The sequence below is a fragment of the Anabaena sp. FACHB-1391 genome (assembly GCF_014696755.1).
In the GTDB taxonomy this organism is placed as follows: domain Bacteria; phylum Cyanobacteriota; class Cyanobacteriia; order Cyanobacteriales; family Nostocaceae; genus Dolichospermum; species Dolichospermum planctonicum.
On the sequence record NZ_JACJQS010000005.1, the window covers coordinates 17,806 to 37,971 of the forward strand.

The following is a 20,166-nucleotide window of genomic DNA, read 5'->3' on the forward strand; positions in this document are numbered from 1 at the left end:
AGGAGTAAACTACCATACAATCCAAAATCCAAAATCCAAAATCCAAAATCCAAAATCCAAAATCCAATCAGCTATTACCGACCCCTATCGCTTGACTGATAGATGTCAAGCCCTTTTCTTCCAGTTTAGTTAATAACCCAGCGAGGATACGACGTACCATCATTGGACCCTCATAAATCCAGCCTGTATAAGTTTGAATCAGACAAGCTCCCGCTGTGATTTTTTCCCAAGCATCCTCAGCGCTAAATATACCACCTACACCAATGATTGGCATCTGTCCTTGGGTTTGTTCGTAAATAAAACGAATTACCTCTGTAGAACGATCTCTCACTGGTTTTCCGCTAATTCCTCCCCCCTCCTCTTGGGGGGATTTACCTGTTTTTTCAATGATTTGGGTTTTCAGTCCTTCCCGACTAATAGTGGTGTTGGTGGCGATTAAACCAGCAATTTGGTAAGTTTTAGCTAGACTAATAATATCAGCTATGGCCTCCCATTCTAAATCGGGGGCTATCTTCACAAAGATGGGTTTATTTGCCCTATTTTCTCGTTGCAATACATCTATGATTTGACTGAGCATAGCAGCATCCTGGAGCGATCGCAATCCCGGAGTATTAGGAGAAGAAACATTAACTACAAAATAATCACCCAAATCCTTGAGTAATCGAAAACTCTCTAGATAATCCTGGGCTGCTAATTCCAAAGCTGTGATCTTGGATTTACCTAAATTTATACCTATAGGTATAGGTATTGGATAATTCAAGTTTTCTTTCCCCTCCTGGAGTCTTGCGGCCATAGCAACAGCACCGGCATTATTAAAACCCATCCGGTTAAGTGCTGCTTGATCCAAAGGTAAACGAAATAACCGAGGGGGGGGATTTCCCGGTTGGGGGTGATAAGTAACAGTACCCAATTCAGCAAAACCAAACCCAAAATTATGCCACAAACTAGCGCCAACACCGTCTTTGTCAAATCCAGCAGCCAAACCCAAAGGATTAGGAAATTTCATTCCCAGTATAGTTTGTTCTAGTCGTGGGTTCTGGAGCGATAAAGATTGGTAAAGGAGATGATTTAAACAATTATTAGCCGGATAATAGCTGGTTTTTGCCAGCCAATTGAGACTACTAATAGTTTGTTTGTGTAACCACTCTGGGTCTGTTTTCACCAGAGTAAATAAAAAATGACCAACTAATGCTTTATAAATATCCAATTTAGGTTAGGAGTCAGTTAAATTAGGGAATTACAGAAAATAATATACTACTTGTAGGGTGCGTTAGGCAAAGCCGTAACGCACATTAAAACATTAAATGTTCACCTGATGTCTATTAACTAAACTGTGACAAAATTAGCTAATGCCAAAGTCCCCGTTAAGCCCGTCACCTCAATAATAGCATCAGTAGCAGCACTAAATCCTGCCGTTCCATCATTAATAGCGACAAAACTACGGATATTAGCACCAGTACCAAAGGTAAATTGAGCAGCGGAGTTAGCTACAAAAGCAGTATTGGTTAACTTAGCTGCAATTCCGGTTGTATTCAGTGTTGCCACAGATCCCACATTAGAAAATACACTCCGGGCAGTGGAAACAAGGAATAAATCATTATTAGCAGTAGTATTGAAGTCTGTAATCACATCAAAACTACTGAAGACAGAATCGGCTAAATTACGGTAATCAAAACGGTCTATTCCCAATCCTCCGGTTAGAGTATCTTTTCCTGTACCGCCAGTTATGGTGTTATTACCAGTATTACCAGTAATGACGTTATTACCTGCATTACCAGTACCATTAATTGCGTTTGTTCCCGTTAAAGTCAGGTTTTCGATGTTTGTCAACGTGGCAATACTCCAGGTGATACTAGATTGAATTGTATCTGTACCTGCGTTGGCATCTTCTAGAATGGAATCACTGTCTACGATGTAAGTATCATTACCTGCACCACCAATCAAGGTATCTGCACCTAATCCACCATCTAATGTATCGTTACCTGCACCACCATCTAAGATGTTATTACCAGTATTACCAGTAATGACGTTATTACCTGCATTACCAGTACCATTAATTGCGGTTGTTCCCGTTAAAGTCAGGTTTTCGATGTTTGTCAACGTGGAAAACATGGAAAACGTGGCAATACTCCAGGTGATACTAGATTGAATTGTATCTGTACCTGCGTTGGCATCTTCTTGAATGGAATCACTAACATTGTCTACGATGTAAGTATCATTACCTGCACCACCATACAAATAATCACTTCCAGTCCCACCATCTAATGTATCGTTACCACCGTATCCACTAAGGGAGTTACTACCACTGTTACCAGTAATAACGTTATTCAATTCGTTGCCATACCCACTTATACCATTCGTACCAGTCAGGGTGAGGTTTTCTAAGTTAGCTCCTAATGTGTAACTACCATAAGAGCTTGTACCAGAAGAATACTGGACAGTATCAGTTCCTTCATTGGCATTTTCAGTAACAGTAACAGTATTATAAGAATAATAACTGTTATTAGCTATTACAATGTAAGTATCGTCACCAGCGCCTCCAAGTAAGGTATCAGAACCTCCTGCTCCACCATCAAGAATATTATTGCCGCTGTTGCCCCGGATAGTGTTACTGTTAATGTTGCCAGTACCGTTAATATTCCCAGTTCCGGTCAAAGTTAGGTTTTCTACACCTGCGGGTAGGGTAGTAGTAGCACTAGATTGTACAGTGTCACTAATAGTTACTATGCCTCTATCTTGCCCTGGTATCAACACAGCAACCGTGGGATTGGAAAGTGTGACGCTAAAGGTTTCATCAAATTCTGAAAAGTTATCATCCAAAATGGGGACGTTAATAGTCTTTGTGGTTTCCCCAGCGTTAAAAGTCAGTGTACCTGTAGTGGTAGTGTAGTCATTACCCGGAGAAGCAGTGTAGCCTCCTGGATAGCTTGAATAGGAGTAGCCAGTGGCATATCGGACAGTTACAGTAGTTGTACTGGCCGCAGAAAGGGTGACGGTTAAAACCGCATTTTGTGGGGAGGTTTGCCCTTCTGTTACTGTGACACTATTGATACTTAAACCAGGCTTTGTGGAAGGTTGGGTAATGTATAAGTCATTGTTTTGTATTGACAGAACACTATTGCCAACAATGGTTAAGTTAAAGTTAGGTGAGTAATAATAATAACTACCGCCTGGGTAATAATAATAACCCGTGGTAATTTGGGTGGTGGTTGTGCCATCGTAAAGAAAGATATCACGATTACCGCTATTACTAGTGCTTCCTAGCCATGCCACCTTGTTATTGGCAACAGTGAAATTGCTGTTAGGATAAAGAGAATCGTAATCAAAAGGGAAGGAATTACTTAGTGTTACCGTTGAAGTTCCATTGTAGAGTTTCAATGTGTAACTGTAACTAGGATAACTATTACTATTTGTTGTTCTATCTACCCAAACAACCCAATTACCATCAATCTTAAAGTCCTCTTGTGACGACAACTGACTGGCTAGTTGGGTTGTGGTGTTAGTAGTACCATTGTAAAGCTGAAGAGAATAATTTGTGCCATTATATTTAGAGTAGACAACCTTATCCCCAGAAACTAGTGGATTATAAACCTCAATGTTATTGGTAATTCGGGTAGTGGTTGTGCCATTGTAGAAAAACAAGTTTTCTGCCGTACCATTCCAGTTAAACCACGCTACTTTATTATCAGAAATAACAGGACTATAATCGTCGGTGGTATTGTTTGTGAGTTGAGTTGTAGTAGTTCCGTTGTTCAGATAAATTTCGTAGTCATTACCATCCCAACCAACCCAGACAGCATTACTACCTGATAGTTTTAAACCCCTCTCGTCTGTGTCGTTATTGGTAAGTTGAGTTGTGGTTGTGCCATTATTGCGGAATATTTCCATATCCGTGCCATCATTAGCATACCAGAGGACATTATTACCAGCAATCTGAGGTGCGTAGTCGTTAATTGTGTTATTGGTCAGTTTGGTTGTTGTGCCACCACTGTAACGATAAATTTCGTAGTCATTACCATCTTTTTTGGCATAAACAACTGTATTACCAGAAATGCTGATATTTAGAGCAGTTAAAGGGTTTGCATCTGAATCTGAAATTAGACTACCTAAAGGTAGAACACCGAAACCTGAATAGACACTATTGGCAATTGGTAATGTTGTTGTGCCGTTGTAGAGGTTAAGAACAGAATTTGCTCCCTTGGTAGCTACCCAAACGTAATTACTACCAGAAGATTTAACAGAATACAAACCACTTCCCAAACTAGCTAACTTAACTGTCTCATAGACGGTAATCCCTGCTTCTTCAATGGCAATATTTTGGCCATTTAGGGTAATAGTCCGATGATCATTTTCATTTTGGATACGATTTATTTCCGTAGCACTTACAGATACACCACGCACTAAAGCAGAGAAATATTCACCTTCATCTCCTCTGGTGTCTGTGAGGTTGATTTGAGCGTCTAAATAATGCCCAATTTCTTCTAAAAGAATAGCCTGAATTTCGTTTACAGTGGCAGTATTGAGAAAACTATCAGACAGATAAATCTTATTCTGACTTGCACCATAGCCTGCTCTTGCGTTCCCTAGCACTGTACCACTAACGACTTCAATATTTGGTAAAGCACTGAAATTTTTTGATTTCCACTGAGCAAGAATAGACTCTGCTTTTAAGCGATTGTCACTAGACCCGAAAGCTGTCCCTAATATTGTCCAGAAATTCTGAGAACGAGCATAGTCAAATAAGGTATCATAAACGCCAGGAATGGCTGTATTCAGAAGATTATTGATGTAATTCTGATTTTGAGTCATTTTTTTCGCCTTTTAAGTTAAAAAACAGTAAAATTGTCAGATTTTAAGACTTAAACACTGTCGAGGCTGAAATCCCTAGTTTATTGTGTCTGAGCTTGTTGAAGTGCAGACCACAAAAAAGCTTTCCCCAAATGGGCTTAGACTGAAACGACTTTATTATATAACATATAAACAGTAAACAGTTTATACAAGATCAAAAAAGCTATAACTATACTGTCAGAATCAGGATATTTATGATTCAAGGATGAAAACAGGGATTTTATCACCAATTACCAATTACCAATTACCTTGATTATTATGGGTCGTGTTCGTTCTAAATCCGATTTACCGGAAAAAGTCTGTGTAGTCTGTCAACGTCCTTTTACTTGGCGGAAAAAATGGCAAGATTGTTGGGATGAAGTAAAATATTGTTCGGAACGTTGTCGTCGTCGTCGTTCTCACGCTCAAAATGAGACTTAGGGAACATTGACCACGACTGACGCAACTGGGATAATAAAATGAAATCGTAGTTACAGTAAGTAGCTTTGATTGAGGTACACTTTGTGCGGGCAAGATGCCCGCACCACAAGAGTGTTATTATTAATATCTGTATTTTGTGAATATCGGAAACTGCTGTAAGACTTTAGTCTTATCTGCCAAACACTATGGTAAGACTGATCAGGGCTTTAGCCCTGACTACAAACAAATTATATGATATTTATAAATATTTTATTTGATTTTATTTGATTTTATTTGATTTTATTTGATTTTATCTATAATTTTTTGTGACACTTGCATCAGTCCTATTGACAATGGTTAATTGACAATTAATATTTAACATAATAACGAACAAATAAGAAGATAACATGACATTACAAGTACAACCTAAATTAATTATTCATGGTGGCGCTGGTAGTTCCCTGCAAGGTAAGGGGGGATTGATAGCGGTTCGTAATTCTCTATCTAAAATCGTTGCGGATGTTTATGCTCTTTTACTAAATGGTGCAAATGCAACCGAGGCTGTAGTTCGGGGTTGTCAAATGTTAGAAGATGAACCACGCTTTAATGCTGGTACTGGTTCTGTACTGCAATCTGATGGACAAATTCGCATGAGTGCTTCTATCATGGATGGGACTACTGGCCGTTTTAGTGGTGTAATTAATGTGTCACGGGTAAAAAACCCCATTGAAATGGCACTATTTTTACAAAATTCCGATGACCGGGTTTTGTCTGATTATGGTGCGGCCGAGTTAGCGCGGGAGTTGCAAATGCCTAGTTACAATGGTTTAACCGATTTGCGCTTGCAAGAATGGACTCTAGAACGTCAAGGTAATTTTCAAAGAACTATGGCTGGTGTGGTAGCAGAACCAGAGATGGCATTAAGTAGTAATGCGGGGAGGGGAACTATTGGTGTTGTGGCTTTAGATGGTGATGGTAAATTAGCTGCTGGTACTTCTACAGGTGGTAAAGGCTTTGAAAGAATTGGCCGCGTTAGTGATTCAGCGATGCCAGCGGGTAATTATGCAAATTTTCATGCAGGTGTTAGTTGTACAGGTATTGGTGAAGATATTATTGATGAGTGTTTAGCCGCTAAAGTTGTGGTGAGGGTAACAGATGGAATGTCCCTACAGGATGCAATGCAGAAATCATTTACAGAAGCGCGGCAAAATAACAGGGATTTTGGAGCGATCGCTCTAGATGCCACTGGCATGATATCCTATGGTAAAACCTGTGAGGTATTACTGGCTGCTTACCATAATGGAGAAAACATTGGTGATACTTTAGAATGGGATGATCAAGAATTAATTGGTCATGGGTAATGGGTAATGGGTAATGGGTAATTAGTAATGGGTAATGGGTAATGGGTAAAAAATGAGTATTCCCTTAACACAATCTGATCATGATCTTCGCACAGCATTAAAAGCAATTTGGGGATATGACGATTTTCGTCCTCCCCAAAAGGAAATTATTAACTGTTTAATATCACAAAAAGATGCTTTAATTATTATGCCCACAGGTGGGGGAAAATCTATTTGTTTTCAACTTCCCGCACTACTAAACACAGGATTAACTTTAGTCATTTCTCCTTTGGTGGCGCTCATGGAAAACCAAGTTGAGGAATTACGTCAAAAACAGCAAAAAGCAGCACTCTTACACAGTGAATTACCCGCATTACAACGACAGAAAACTTTGCAAGCTTTGGAAAACAATGAATTAAGATTATTATATTTATCTCCTGAAACCTTACTGAGTCCAATAGTTTGGCAAAAGTTGTGTAGTCTTCAACTACTTAATGGTTTAATACTAGATGAAGCCCATTGTTTAGTCCAATGGGGTGATAGTTTTCGTCCAGCTTACCGACGGTTAGGAACTGTGCGGGAAGCTTTACTAAAATCAAAACCACCAGGAACAAAAATTAGTATAGCAGCTTTTACCGCCACTGCTGATCCTTTAGCTGAAAAGATTATTTCTCAAGTTTTAAAATTAGACAAACCTGATATTTTTAAGATTAATCCCTACCGAGAAAATTTAAACCCTATTGTCCGAATTGCGTGGACTCCTAGAGGAAGAAAACAACAATTATTAAAGTTTATACAAAAACGACCAAATCAAGTTGGTTTAATTTATGTAAGAACTCGAAAAGATAGCGAATATCTCAGCCAATGGTTAATAGAAAGGGGTTATCATACTGCTAGTTATCATGCAGGATTAAGCCCCACAGAGCGCCGGAATATTGAAGCTAATTGGTTAAGTGGAAAAATCCCGTTTGTGGTCTCTACTTGTGCTTTTGGTATGGGGATAAATAAATCTGATGTGCGTTGGGTGGTGCATTTTCATCCACCATATTTATTATCTGAATATGTACAAGAAATAGGGAGAGCGGGAAGAGACGGGAAACCTGCTGATGTTTTAACCTTGGTCAGTGAACCGACAGGATTTTTAGATCCTGGGGATAAACAAAGACAAAAATTTTTTGAACAACAACTACAATTACAACAACAAAGAGCGCGAAAATTAGTCAAGAAATTACCACCCCAAGGGGAAATAAATAGTGTAATTAAAGAATTTCCCAATAGTGCGGTGGCTCTTTCTCTTCTCCATAGTAACGGACAATTGGAATGGCTTGATCCTTTTCATTATTCTATTTCTTCTCAGTCAAGAAAGCCAGCACAAACCCAATTACAAACTGGTAAACTGAGTGAATATCTCACTACTAAACAGTGTCGTTGGCGGTTTTTATTAAATGCTTTTGGCTTTGAAACACCAACTGTTAATTGGCGTTGTGGACATTGTGATAATTGTAGAAATTAATTATCATTTGTTAATGATCATTTTTAATTCTTAATTGATTGTTCTTGGCTACAATATTTATTCAACTCAACAGCTAAAGTATCTGATTGTTTACCAGCGGTTTTGGCTGCGGTTGTCAGTGCGGAATCAATTTCTCTTCTAGCTTTTTGAATTGTGATTTTACCATCTGAAGATGCTTCTGCTGTTTTAGTATCACCAAGAGCCTTAGCAGCTTTACCTATGGCTTGACTGAGATGATCAAAGACTTTGATAAAACCGCTTTCAAATTCTTTTAATTTAGGATCTTTTAAGTTTAATTTCTGAAGTTCCTGAGTGACATTTTTCAAGTCTTTAGATAACTTTAAACTAGTTGATACTTGCTGACCTTTTTTCGTATCAATCAGTGATGTACCCTGATTAACGGCTTTAATTAGTCGCTGACATTGGGAGGTTTTACTGTCACTACAACTAGTAATTAATAAAGCAATGCTCAGAGTAACAGGAGCAATAACTGGATAACGAGAAAACAACATTTAAGAACTTAAGAATTTAAGAATTTAAAAATTTAAAATTCAAGAGAGTGGGAAACGGGGACTTAAACCCCAAAATTTAGGAAAATAGGAAGCAGAGCATAGATTAGAGATATCACAGCAGTTTTTATCTATTTAAACCGCAGATTACCTTCTTCCTTCGCGCCTTTCCTACTTCGCGCCTCTGCGCGAAACAAAAACCGTGGTTCATTGACCAGCAAAATCACTGTTAGCCCCAGTTTACCAATCTACTGGCAAACCCAGTTTATCTAAGGTTTTGCCATCTTGCAACAGTGGTTGAATATCGCTATCTATTTGGATTTTACCATTAGATAAAACTAAAGCCCGTTGGGTGACTCTTCCTAGCCACTGGAGATCATGGGAAGCTATTAACATGACTTTTACAGGCAATTTTAATAATACTTGGGCTAAATGTCGTCGCCATGCTGGGTCTAGTCCGTTGGTGGGTTCGTCTAAGATGAGAATGTCAGGATCTAGGGCTAAAATCGCCGCTAAGGCGGCTAAACGTCTTTGTCCTCCAGAAAGTTCATGAGCAGAACGGTGGGCGTAGGCTTCTAATCCAAAGTCGGCTAATAGTTGATGGGCTTTATCCTTTGCAGCTATGGGGGAAATGCCATAGTTAAGGGGTCCAAAGGTGATATCTTCCAGGATTGTGGGCATAAATAATTGGTCATTAGGATCTTGAAAGCTAAAACCAATTTGTTGCCTAATTTGCGGTAAAGTGTTTGGCAATATCGGTATACCGTTAATCCAAATTTTGCCGCTTTGGGGATGTTTTAAGCCGATCAGGTTTTCTAATAAGGTGCTTTTTCCTGAACCAGTAGCTCCCATTAAAGCGACGCGATCGCCTGTTTGTAAGCTAAAGGAAATTTCTTGTAATACGGGGTGCTGTTGTGAATAAGCGTAAGCCAGATTTTGGACTTCAACAACAGCAGTATGGGGTTGCGAAAGGGAAATTTGGGGATTAGAAGTTAATGATGTCAAGATTCACCACTCAAATAACAGTAAGGTAGGAACTTAGGGTTAAACAAGTAGCTATCACCCCAGCTATTAATAGGGTAAAGCGTTCTTTCGGTTTGAGGGGGGAATCTAGGGGTAATTTTCCGTTATATCCACGGGCTACCATAGCAGCATAAACTCTTTCGGCTCTGTCTAGGGTGCGGAGATATAAAGCCCCAATCATGGCTGCACTAGCATAACGTAGCCACCCTGCTGTACCATTTAAACCACGTAGTTGGGCGCTGCGCTGCATTCGCGTCACTTCTAGGAGTAATATTTCTAAGTATTGTCCAGCGAGAATCAAATTTTCCTTTAATGGTGCAGGTATGGGTAAGCTTTTGAGAGCGATACCCAAACTATGGGGAGGTAGGGTTAATAAAAAGCCATTCATGACAATTAAACAAATTAGGGAACGCACAAGCAAAAAACTAGCTCGTTCCCATCCCAATGGTAAGGCCACGAAGGATAAAAAAATTAATTCTGCACCCAGTAGACCGCCTAATTTGGGTAGGGGTACTTGTAACAAATAAACCCACACAAGAGCGATCGCTCCATAGACAAGTAAATTAGACCAAGTATGATACTTTAAAAAAGCCGCCCCAATTACGATAATTAGGGATAATTGCAAGCGTAATGGCAAGGAAATTTGCATCATAATTAATTAAGCATTTTTCGGTCTGATAATTTTGGCAATGCCAAAAGCCACAGCAAAGCAAGCTGTAGCACCTACCAACCCGGTAATACTAGTGCCAATTTTCCCTAAACCTTGAATATTGTAATCAGCTAAAGGTGTCGGCACAATTACCCGCACGTTTTCCGCTAAATGAATAAATCCTAAGTTTTCTGCTACCTTTTCCAAACCATCAGGCCAAGCGGAAGCGCATAGGGATAATACACCGGAAATCAGTAAAATACTGACAACGGGAACTAACCAACCTCTAATTTTCTGTTCTTCACCTGGTAACAAATCTGGACGAGTTGTAGATAGGTAATTTAGAACACCTCCGGTAATCGCCCCTTCCCCAACACCGATCAAAATATGTATACCTGTCATCGTGGGTAACACTAGGTTGGCTGGTGCTGTCCCCGAAAGAGCTAATTCAATAGCACAAGCTATAGCGGCAACAACTACGCTAACTCCCGCTGCTATTCCCGCCGCTAGGGGTAAAAGTCTTTGAAAACCGCCAAAGAGTCTTTGCAAAGTTTGGGTTAATCCCCAAGCTACCCACACGCCGATGACTCCCATGTTAAAAATATTTGCTCCCAAGGCAGTAATTCCACCATCGGCAAATAACACGGCTTGAATAATCAAAACCGTCGCAATACATAACATTCCCGCCCAAGGACTACCCAAGATAATCGCTGCTAAAGCCCCTCCCAATAGGTGGCCGCTAGTCCCCCCCGCTACGGGAAAATTAACCATTTGGGCAGCGAAAATAAAGGCTGTGGTTAAACCTAATATGGGGGCGCGACGAATACCAAAAGCTGTTTGCGATCGATCAAAAGCTACAAATAAAGCCGCCGCACTGGCTAAACTGGTGACTGCGGCAACTGGTACAGAAACAAATCCATCAGGTATGTGCATAAAAACTCCTACTTTTGTGTTTTCTTTACACTAATTTCAGCTATGTAACAATTAACAAAATTAATAGCAAACTAAAATTTATCTGTCTTGAGAATACCCTATTGGTAGATGTTTTGGGATTTTATTTAGAGAATTTTTGTAATAAAAAATACGTCAAATTATATATTTATTTTGTGAATTATTAACATTTATAAATATTTATGACATCTTCTCAGATTTCTATTTGCTGCAAGAGATTAGCAATCTACAGCTTTGGTAATTTACGTCTGAATTAGGCAGACAATTTTACAATATTGATTTAGGAGCAGAAAAAGTTATTGCAGCCGAAAAAGAAGGACAAAAAATAGCTATAGAAATCAAAAGTTTTCTTAATCCTTCAAAAATTACAGAACTTTATGCTGCATGAGGACAATTTATAATTTATCGTCTTGCTTTACAAGAACAAGAACCAGAACGGACATTATATTTAGCAGTTCCTATTACTGTTTACAATGAATTTTTTATACTGCCTTTTATTCAAGCAGTGATTAAAATGAATCAACTTTATTTAGTAGTTTATAATATTGAAAAAGAGGTAATAGCAGAATGGCAAAATTAGAAGAATATCGGCAATATATTCAGAACTTACTGAAACAACACGCTAGTATGGTTTGGGATAAACGCATTCAAGCACAGACAATTTTTGATCTTGAAAATAACCATTATCAATTAATTTATCTAGGTTGGCGTGATCAAACTCGTATTTATGGACCTGTTTTACATCTAGATATTATTGATGATAAAATCTGGATTCAGCAGGATGGTACAGAGGTGGGAATTGCTAATGAATTGGTTGAATTAGGTGTACCAAAAGAAGATATTGTTTTAGGTTTTCAATTGCCTTCAGTCCGCAAATATACAGATTTTGCTGTTAGTTAATTAACTCTCAATTATTAACATAAATTATGTTACAGCAGTTCCCGATATTATAAAGTACAGATATTAATAATAAAACTCTTGTGGTGCGGGCATCTTGCCCGCACAAGGTGTACTTCACTCAAAGCTACTTGCTGTAATATACAAGTAACCTAGTGAAACCTACGTTCAAAACTATGACCAATATTAATATTTCTGTACCTGAATCACTGAAAAGTTTTATTGATCACGAAATTGTTGAAGTTGGTTATAGTTGAGCGAGTGAATATTTACAACTTCAGCTTAACCATTTTGCAAAAACAAATCCATCAGGTATGTGCATAAAAACTCTTACTTTTGTGTTTTCTGTACACTAATTTCAGCAATGTAACAATTAACAAAATTAATAGCAAACTAAAATTTATCTGTCTTGAGAATACCCTATTGGTAGATGTTTTGGGATTTTATTTAGAGAATTTTTGTAATAAAAAATACGTCTTATATATTTATTTTCTGAATTATTAACATTTATAAATATTTACGACATCTTCTCAAATTTTTAACTGTTTATGTGGTTTTGAAAGCTGGGCAGTTAATATCTTAGAATTTAACTGAACTGTATTCAGGTTTGAAACGATATCAGTCCCAATAACAGATGTAACCATCAGGTGACAAAAAATGCCAAAAATTTTGATTCACGAGTATCAAAGAATAGCAAAGTATTTTCCAGAAAATTTAGGCGATGATATTCAACTGGACATGATATCAATTCCTGGTGGCACTTTTATGATGGGTTCTCCTTCAGAAGAATTGGAACACCAAGAAGATGAAAGTCCCCAACATTCTGTGAAAGTCCAACCCTTCTTTATGGGTAAATATCCTGTTACCCAAGCACAATGGCGATTTGTTGCTCAGTTATCCCAGGTTAACAAAGAACTAGACCCAGACCCATCTAAATTTAAAGGTGATAATCGTCCCGTTGAAAGAGTGTCTTGGTATGATGCGGTGGAATTTTGCGATCGCCTTTCAGAGCATACTAAAAGACAATATAGTTTACCCAGTGAAGCAGAATGGGAATATGCCTGTCGAGCCGGGACTACCACACCGTTTCACTTTGGAGAGATGATAACAACGGATTTGGCTAACTACAATGGTGAATACAGCTATGGTCAAAGACTCAAAGGAGTTTATAGACAAGAAACAACAGCAGTAGGGAGTTTTGGAGTAGCCAATAATTTTGGATTAATGGTATTAGGAGGGTTGAGCAAGTCTTCGGCTTTCACCTACCAAGCTGCCCAATCCAGTTTTATTTTTGGATATCGTTACCGACATCACAGGAACAGGTCTGGACTCTTCTTTGACACGCCCGACGAATTCCCACCCGCCAGTTCTGGTACAGAAGAATACTCGCCGCACCACTACATACAACCCGAAAACCAATATTGTTGTTGTTGTTGTCGAGGTTGTTGTTGTTGCGATAAGCAGAACGGCAATTTTCAGGATTGTTGTTCCACGAACCACCGCGCAGCAGTTAAGATAGCCCACCCCTTCTCTACTCTCTTGTCCAGTCAAGAGTGGTAAATATCTGTTGGCGTAATTGCCAAGTATCACCATGTTCTAAATGAGCGAACCAACTTTGAATTGATTGGGATACTTTCTCTAATTCAATCTTACCTTGAATATAATTACTTTGCATATTTTTTATTCTCCGTCTTGCCCTACGCAAGTTTTCTGTACGGACTCGAATACAGTCTGGTAAAATGCGAAACCCTAAAAAATTAGCACCATACTTTGTTTCAAATAATTGACTTTTTATGGGATGGATTTTTAGTCTTAATTCTCTTAGGTATTCTTCTATAGCATATCTAGCATCTGCCAAAAATTCTCTATCATCTGAAAATAAGGCGAAATCATCAACATAACGCAGATATTTCCGCACCTTTAGCTTGTCTTTCACAAAATGATCCAAACAGTTGAGATAGACATTAGCAAAAAACTGGCTGGTAAGATTCCCAATTGGTAAACCCCGTTGTCTTTCTAATGGCGTTAATAATTCGTCTCCTGGGAAATATTCAACTACTGGGAATTGTTCATTACTGTTATCAATTAAACTATCTATTAACCAAATTGTATCCGGGCATTTTAATTTATTATGTAGCAATGTTTTGAGAATTTCATGGTCAATACTAGGAAAATACTTTTGGATGTCGCACTGAAAAATATAGCGATTAGAACGCGCAAATTTAGTAAAACGACCTAAAGCCCGATGAGTTCCAAATCCTACCCTATTTGCATAGGAATCACCGATAAATGTTGGTTCAATTAAGGGAACAATAATATTACATAATGCATGATGCACCACTCTATCTCGATATGGTGCAGCGGAAATCATTCTAGTCTTTGGTTCTTTAATATAAAATGTTCTATATTCACCTGGTTGATAAGTTTTATTGATTAACTCTTGTTGTAATTTACTTAATTCACTTTCTAAGTTATAATTAAACTCTAAAACATTAGATCGAAATCTTTTACCTCTTTGGGCTTTTTTAGCTGATGCTAATATATTTTCAAACTCAACTATTTGAGGATAAAGATTACCATAGCGTTTCATAGGATTTTTGGTAATTGATAATTGGTAATTGGTAATTGGTAATTGGTAATTGGTGATAAGATCTTCATCCTGTTCATCCTTTAATCCTGGACATTATCTCGACTTCGCTCGATAACCACCTGATTCAGACAAGTTACTAATTTTTAATTACAGGACGTTGATTTTGTTGTTTAATCCAACCACCTAATTCCATGCCAATCTCGTTGATTCCTTTGCCAGCATATTCATATCTATTAATAGGAATTAGCTGAAAATCTAGTAATAGTCTGGTTTGATAGCGGATAATATCTAACTGACTATTTAGAGGCTCTAATTGCATCAATTTTTGTTTGGCATAACGAGCAATGATTAAACCTTCAAGTAGTTCATATAATTCTCTTATCATCCTGTCTCCTAATATAAATTTATGGTCTTTGGGAAGACGGTTAAGAATCGGAACATACCATTTAATTAAATCGTAGGTTTTTTGAATAATCGGTAATTCTTCCATTTGACTTCTAATTAATTTTTTAAACTCATCAAGTTTCATAAGTTAATTTATTTTACACACGCAAAGTTTTTACTAAGCAATAATTGTTTTTAGTAAATTAATTTTCTTTGGTCATACTGTTTTTATTATAGCTGATAAAATCCCTGGTTTCATCCTGTTCATCCTTTAATTAGTGGATATCCTGATTCTGACAAAAAATTTTTCTCGCTACGCGAGAGGGATAAGACAAGAAAAGAGCAAGAGGGCAAAAGCGCATAGTGCTATTAAGTCCTCGCCGCACCACTACATACAACCCGAAAACCAATATTGTTGCGGTTGCCGTCGAGGTAGTAGTAGCTGCGACAAGCAGAACGGCAAGAGACAGGATTGAAGTACCACGAACCACCGCGCAGCAGTCCTCTGTTACTACCCTCTTTGTTACTTAACCATGCGCTTCCATCTGTAGGCGCACCTTCATAATTACTATGCCAATGGTCTTGACACCATTCCCAGACATTGCCGTGCATATCATATAAGCCAAAATTATTGGCTACTCCAAAGCTGCCTACTGCTGTTGTTTCTTCTCTATAAACTCCTGTGGGTCCTTGACCATAAGAATTTCCACCATTATAGTTAGCCAAATCCGTTGTAATCGTCTCTCCAAAGTGAAACGGTGTGGTAGTCCCGGCTCGACAGGCATATTCCCATTCTGCTTCACTGGGTAAACTGTAGGTTCTACCTGTATATTGAGAGAGGCGTAAACAAAACTCAACCGCATCTTCCCAAGAAACTCGCTCTACAGGGCGATTATCACCTTTAAAGTTAGATGGGTCTGGTTTTAGTTCACGGTTTACTTTTGGAAATGCAGCTACAGCCTTCCATTGTGCTTGTGTAACTTGATATTTACCCAGACAAAAGGCTTTGATGGTGACTTGGTGCTGAGGACGTTCATCATCATTGCTACCTTCCTCTGTTTCTGGTGAACCCATCATAAAACTGCCACTAGGAATCATCACCATTTCTAATTGAATACCATGACCTAAATCTTCAATAAAATACTGTGCTGTTCTTTCATACTCATGAATAATAATTTTTGGCATTTTTTATCACCTGCTTTTATTAGCATCAACAACGCCAGAGAATTAATTCTCTGTCTCATAACTAAAGTCGGTTTTAACCGACTAATAATTCAGGTTGTTAGTTATACATCGCAAACTGACAAATAAAATCCCTGGTTTCATCCTGTTCATCCTTTAATTAGTGGATATCCTGATTCTGACAAAAAAATTTTCTCGCTACGCGAGAGAGATAAGACAAGAAAAGAGCAAGAGGGCAAAAGCGCATAGTGCTATTAAGTCCTCGCCGCACCACTACATACAACCCGAAAACCAATACCGTCGTTGTTGCTGACGAGGTAGCTGCCGTAGCGATAAGCAGAACGGCAATTAACAGGAAGGCCGTCCCACGAACCACCGCGCAGCAGCCTTCTGTTGCTATCCTCTTTGTTACTTAACCATGCGCTTCCATCTGTTGGCGCACCTTCATAATTACTATGCCAATGGTCTTGACACCACTCATATACATTGCCGTGCATATCGTATAAGCCAAAATTATTGGCTACTCCAAAGCTGCCTACTGCTGTTGTTTCTCCTCTATCAACTCCTTTGGGTCCTTGACCATAAGCATAGTTACCATCATAGTTAGCCAAATCCGTTGTTATCGTCTTTCCAAAGTGAAACGGTGTGGTAGTCCCCGCTCGACAGGCATATTCCCATTGTGCTTCACTGGGTAAACTGTAGGTTCTACCTGTATATTGAGAGAGGCGTAAACAAAACTCAACCGCATCTTCCCAAGAAACTTGCTCTACAGGGCGATTATCACCTTTAAAGTTAGATGGGTCTGGGTCTAGTTCTTTGTTCATTTGAGGTAACTGAGCAACAAATCGCCATTGTGCTTGGGTAATAGGATATTTACCCATAAAGAAGGGTTGGACTGTCACAGAATGCTGGGGACTTTCATTTTTTTGGTCTTCCAATTCTTCTGGAGGAGAACCCATGATAAAAGTATCACCGGGGATTAACATCATTTCTAGTTGAGTATCGTTCGCTAAGTCTTGAATAAAACCTGTAGCTTGTTGAGGATAACGATTAATTGTTAGGTTAGAACTACTAGTAGAAGATTGATTAATTTCTATCAAGGCTACTTCAAAATCAAAAGTTTGTGGGTTAATAGAATCATCTATGAGAATGATGGTACGAACTTTAAATGAAAACTCTTCAGATCCTACTACTGGTTGAGTATTTTTCTCAATATCTTTTACAAAATCTGTATATTTGCCACCAAGATTGCTTAATACTTCTACCGCTATACGAGCAAAGGGTAAGAAGATTGTCTCTTGCTCTTCTGGAATTTGAGGAGGGTTTCTTAAAAAAGCAGTAAAAGTTTTGATATCATAACCTAAATTTTGTGCTATATATTCCGATATTTTATCTAAAACCTTTTCTGTTTCTCCTATAGGCATAGCTTGATTGAGTAATTTTCTTACTCCTTGCACAAAATCATATTCATCTTCCTTTCTTTCAATCATGCCACTGAGAAAGACTTCTGCTACATGAACAGAGGTAGACTTATTTAATAAAGTTTTTTGAATTAAATGCACTACTGGCAAACTCACTGGGGCTGCTGACATTAATCCTGCAAGTAGTTGGGCTGTGGGTGAAGCAGTGGCTAAAAACTGGTCTACTATTATTTCAACCGATATTTCTGCCGATATTTCTGCCGAGGAATTTTGAACATGAGTTTCTGAATTAAGCTGCTGTTTAACAAATTCAATATCTAAAGCAATTCCGGGGGTTTGGATACTGCCATAACCTGCAATTACTTTTGCCCAATATTTGAAAGATTCAGCTTCTAGAGTAATAATAGGTAAATTTAATATCTGTTTTGTACCTAAGTCCTCCCAACAAATTAATTTAGAATTAGGAACACCAGGGTTTAAAGCACTAAATTGAACTTTATAACCTAAATCTAATTTAGTGCTTAACCAGAGTCTTTCTGGAAAAAGCTGGATAATGGTAGTAGGTACTTTATCAGACCAGTTTCGTAACCAGTCATAGATAGTTTTTTGTTGCCAAATAGAGGACACACAATCACTAATTAAGATAATTAAACTTCGTCCATTACTAGAAATTAGTTCTCGATAGCTATGTCCGCTATTAGTTATTTGATTTCTTTTCTTTCGTCTATTTAACTGGAGTTCATTTTTATCTGAACTATTCCTGTTTTTAGAAAGGTGTAATGTCCAAGTTCTAAAGCGACGAAATGCACCATGATTATGTAAAAGTCCTTCTAATTCGGCAATGGTTTCTTGCCAAATAAATGAAGATTTATTTTCTTCTACTATTAATTCTAAATCTAACCATCTTTCCAGTTCTGGCTTGGTTACAGGTAGCCAAATATCCTGTTCTGCAATACGAGTAACTGTGGCTTCAACATCAAGTATACTTCGGGTGGGAGATGGCACTTTTCGCATTAGAGGACGTAATGCTCTACTAATTTCTAATTTATTAGGTAACGCTGGTGCAGCAGGAGTTTGAAAGGGTAAAGCGTCATTTTTTGGTTTGATTCCTTTTTTGGGAACATTTTTTGTTTTGTAAATATAAACATTATCTCTAGGTGTAGTTTCAGGGGGTTTTATAGTTCTATCTTCTCTGATTTTTTGACCTTTATTTTCATCAGTTCCTTTACCTGTAGTTTCGACAGATTCTTCTTCCACTACTCTCATTCGCAAAGCTAACCAAAGAGTATCAGCAATATCTTCATCACTGAGTGCTAAACTTTTAATTAAACCCTTTTTCTCTAAGTCATTAACAAATTTTTCTACTGTATTATTACTCGGAGATGAGGAGTTATTCATTTTCTGCCACTTCTCCTAAATCTTGCAGAATTTTCTCAATTAATTCTGTTTTATCTTCACCACGGTGGTTTGTCACCATAAATAAAGCATTCAAAAGTTGGTCATTGGCTAAAGTTTTAGTTTCTCTAGCCTTAATAAATTTATCAACTAACTCGTCAAGACCACTATCTTTTAATTTTAATTCTTCAGGTTTTGTATTTTTTGAATTATCGTCTTGTTTTGTTTCTGTTTCTAATTGTAAATGGGCTTTGATAATTTTGACTAAATGGGTTTTATCAGGTTCTTTCATGCTTAAACGCAAGCATCTTCTCAAAAAAGGTGCTGGAAAGTCCCTTTCACCATTACTGGTTAAGAAGATTAAAGGAAAGTTGCTACAAATAATTTCTCCATCAATAATTTCGTGAATCTTATCTGTATCTGCTGTATAGGCAGTACGAACATTAAATGTTTTTACTGCTTGTTTTAATCTTACTAATTCAGGGATTTCAAAGCGTCCTTCCTCAAAAATGGTTAAGAGATCATTAGGTAAATCAATATCACTTTTATCAATTTCATCTATTAATAAAACACGGGGTTTATTTGAAGGAAGTAAAGCTGTTCCTAATGGACCTAAACTAATATAGTTTTCAATACTTTTGGTTTCTAATTCTTGTTTAAGTTCATTACTCAATTTACCTTGTTGTTGTTTTACTTCTTGTAATCGTTGCAATCGGGCGATCGCATCATAATTATACAGTCCATCTTTAAGAGTCGTGCGAGTAGTGATTGACCAATATAAAACTTCTCCTAACATTAATTCTTTAGCCACTGCATAAGCTAAAGATGATTTACCTGTACCTGGCTTGCCAGTTATTAATAAAGGTCGCCGCAGATATAAAGCTGCATTAACCATGTCAATTTCTTCGGGACGTACTTGAAAAGTATCTGCTCTTTTTTGACGACGACTTTCTCCTAATTTGACTTCTTTACCAAAAGGTCGCCAATTGGGAGCGGGGGGTAATTCCCAATCCTGTTTAGGTTGACCATCTCCTTTAAATTTATGCCAATCTACCATAATTTGCT

At 37.9% G+C, this 20,166-nt stretch carries 16 protein-coding genes and 1 pseudogene; 6 read left to right on the forward strand and 11 right to left on the reverse strand.

The window, feature by feature from the left end; translation table 11 throughout:
• Nucleotides 1-67 precede the first annotated feature (67 nt).
• Nucleotides 68-1,207: a quinone-dependent dihydroorotate dehydrogenase gene (locus tag H6F62_RS03575; RefSeq protein WP_190371356.1), complete on the reverse strand. Its 1,140-nt coding sequence runs from the start codon at nucleotides 1,205-1,207 to the stop codon at nucleotides 68-70.
• A 119-nt stretch (nucleotides 1,208-1,326) separates the two neighbouring features.
• Nucleotides 1,327-4,809: a bluetail domain-containing putative surface protein gene (locus tag H6F62_RS03580; RefSeq protein ID WP_190371357.1), complete on the reverse strand. Its 3,483-nt coding sequence runs from the start codon at nucleotides 4,807-4,809 to the stop codon at nucleotides 1,327-1,329.
• 297 nt (nucleotides 4,810-5,106) lie between these two features.
• Between H6F62_RS03580 and H6F62_RS03585 the strand changes: the two genes are divergently transcribed.
• From H6F62_RS03585 to H6F62_RS03595, 3 genes are all read left to right on the forward strand, one after another.
• On the forward strand, nucleotides 5,107-5,268 hold the full coding sequence (locus H6F62_RS03585; protein ID WP_137907771.1) for a DUF2256 domain-containing protein: 162 nt from the start codon (nucleotides 5,107-5,109) through the stop codon (nucleotides 5,266-5,268).
• A gap of 386 nt (nucleotides 5,269-5,654) precedes the next feature.
• Nucleotides 5,655-6,608: an isoaspartyl peptidase/L-asparaginase gene (locus H6F62_RS03590; RefSeq protein ID WP_190371358.1), complete on the forward strand. Its 954-nt coding sequence runs from the start codon at nucleotides 5,655-5,657 to the stop codon at nucleotides 6,606-6,608.
• A 52-nt stretch (nucleotides 6,609-6,660) separates the two neighbouring features.
• Nucleotides 6,661-8,100: an ATP-dependent DNA helicase RecQ gene (locus tag H6F62_RS03595; protein ID WP_190371359.1), complete on the forward strand. Its 1,440-nt coding sequence runs from the start codon at nucleotides 6,661-6,663 to the stop codon at nucleotides 8,098-8,100.
• Nucleotides 8,101-8,123: 23 nt separating this feature from the next.
• Here H6F62_RS03595 and H6F62_RS03600 read toward each other — a convergent pair whose 3' ends face one another.
• The 4 genes from H6F62_RS03600 to H6F62_RS03615 form a co-directional block, all read right to left on the reverse strand.
• A complete protein-coding gene (locus H6F62_RS03600) occupies nucleotides 8,124-8,612 on the reverse strand; it encodes a hypothetical protein (RefSeq protein WP_137907768.1) in 489 nt (162 codons plus the stop codon).
• A 237-nt stretch (nucleotides 8,613-8,849) separates the two neighbouring features.
• On the reverse strand, nucleotides 8,850-9,614 hold the full coding sequence (locus tag H6F62_RS03605) for an ABC transporter ATP-binding protein (RefSeq protein ID WP_137907767.1): 765 nt from the start codon (nucleotides 9,612-9,614) through the stop codon (nucleotides 8,850-8,852).
• Between the two features lie 10 nt (nucleotides 9,615-9,624).
• Nucleotides 9,625-10,284, reverse strand: a complete 660-nt coding sequence (locus H6F62_RS03610; RefSeq protein ID WP_190371360.1) for an energy-coupling factor transporter transmembrane protein EcfT — start codon at nucleotides 10,282-10,284, stop codon at nucleotides 9,625-9,627.
• 6 nt (nucleotides 10,285-10,290) lie between these two features.
• Complete coding sequence (locus tag H6F62_RS03615; protein WP_190371361.1) at nucleotides 10,291-11,214, reverse strand: energy-coupling factor ABC transporter permease; 924 nt, start codon at nucleotides 11,212-11,214, stop codon at nucleotides 10,291-10,293.
• A 283-nt stretch (nucleotides 11,215-11,497) separates the two neighbouring features.
• Between H6F62_RS03615 and H6F62_RS03620 the strand changes: the two are divergent.
• The 3 genes and pseudogenes from H6F62_RS03620 to H6F62_RS20820 all read left to right on the forward strand — a co-directional run.
• Nucleotides 11,498-11,812: pseudogene (locus tag H6F62_RS03620) on the forward strand (element excision factor XisH family protein); the annotation flags it as partial.
• On the forward strand, nucleotides 11,800-12,132 hold the full coding sequence (locus H6F62_RS03625; protein WP_137907763.1) for a XisI protein: 333 nt from the start codon (nucleotides 11,800-11,802) through the stop codon (nucleotides 12,130-12,132). The pseudogene H6F62_RS03620 and the gene H6F62_RS03625, both read left to right, overlap by 13 nt.
• 654 nt (nucleotides 12,133-12,786) lie before the next feature.
• Nucleotides 12,787-13,689, forward strand: a complete 903-nt coding sequence (locus tag H6F62_RS20820) for a formylglycine-generating enzyme family protein (RefSeq protein WP_242025898.1) — start codon at nucleotides 12,787-12,789, stop codon at nucleotides 13,687-13,689.
• Here H6F62_RS20820 and H6F62_RS03635 read toward each other — a convergent pair.
• The 5 genes from H6F62_RS03635 to H6F62_RS03655 form a co-directional block, all read right to left on the reverse strand.
• The gene (locus H6F62_RS03635; protein ID WP_190371362.1) at nucleotides 13,661-14,719 is read right to left on the reverse strand and encodes an RNA-directed DNA polymerase; all 1,059 of its coding nucleotides are present in this window, start codon (nucleotides 14,717-14,719) and stop codon (nucleotides 13,661-13,663) included. The two genes, H6F62_RS20820 and H6F62_RS03635, sit on opposite strands and share 29 nt — an antisense overlap.
• A 136-nt stretch (nucleotides 14,720-14,855) precedes the next feature.
• On the reverse strand, nucleotides 14,856-15,209 hold the full coding sequence (gene avd / locus H6F62_RS03640; protein ID WP_190371405.1) for a diversity-generating retroelement protein Avd: 354 nt from the start codon (nucleotides 15,207-15,209) through the stop codon (nucleotides 14,856-14,858).
• Between the two features lie 263 nt (nucleotides 15,210-15,472).
• Complete coding sequence (locus H6F62_RS03645; protein ID WP_190371363.1) at nucleotides 15,473-16,288, reverse strand: formylglycine-generating enzyme family protein; 816 nt, start codon at nucleotides 16,286-16,288, stop codon at nucleotides 15,473-15,475.
• A gap of 251 nt (nucleotides 16,289-16,539) precedes the next feature.
• Complete coding sequence (locus tag H6F62_RS21300; protein WP_190371364.1) at nucleotides 16,540-19,104, reverse strand: SAV_2336 N-terminal domain-related protein; 2,565 nt, start codon at nucleotides 19,102-19,104, stop codon at nucleotides 16,540-16,542.
• Complete coding sequence (locus H6F62_RS03655; RefSeq protein WP_190371365.1) at nucleotides 19,097-20,158, reverse strand: MoxR family ATPase; 1,062 nt, start codon at nucleotides 20,156-20,158, stop codon at nucleotides 19,097-19,099. Before H6F62_RS03655 ends, H6F62_RS21300 begins: the two co-directional genes overlap by 8 nt.
• Nucleotides 20,159-20,166: the final 8 nt, after the last annotated feature.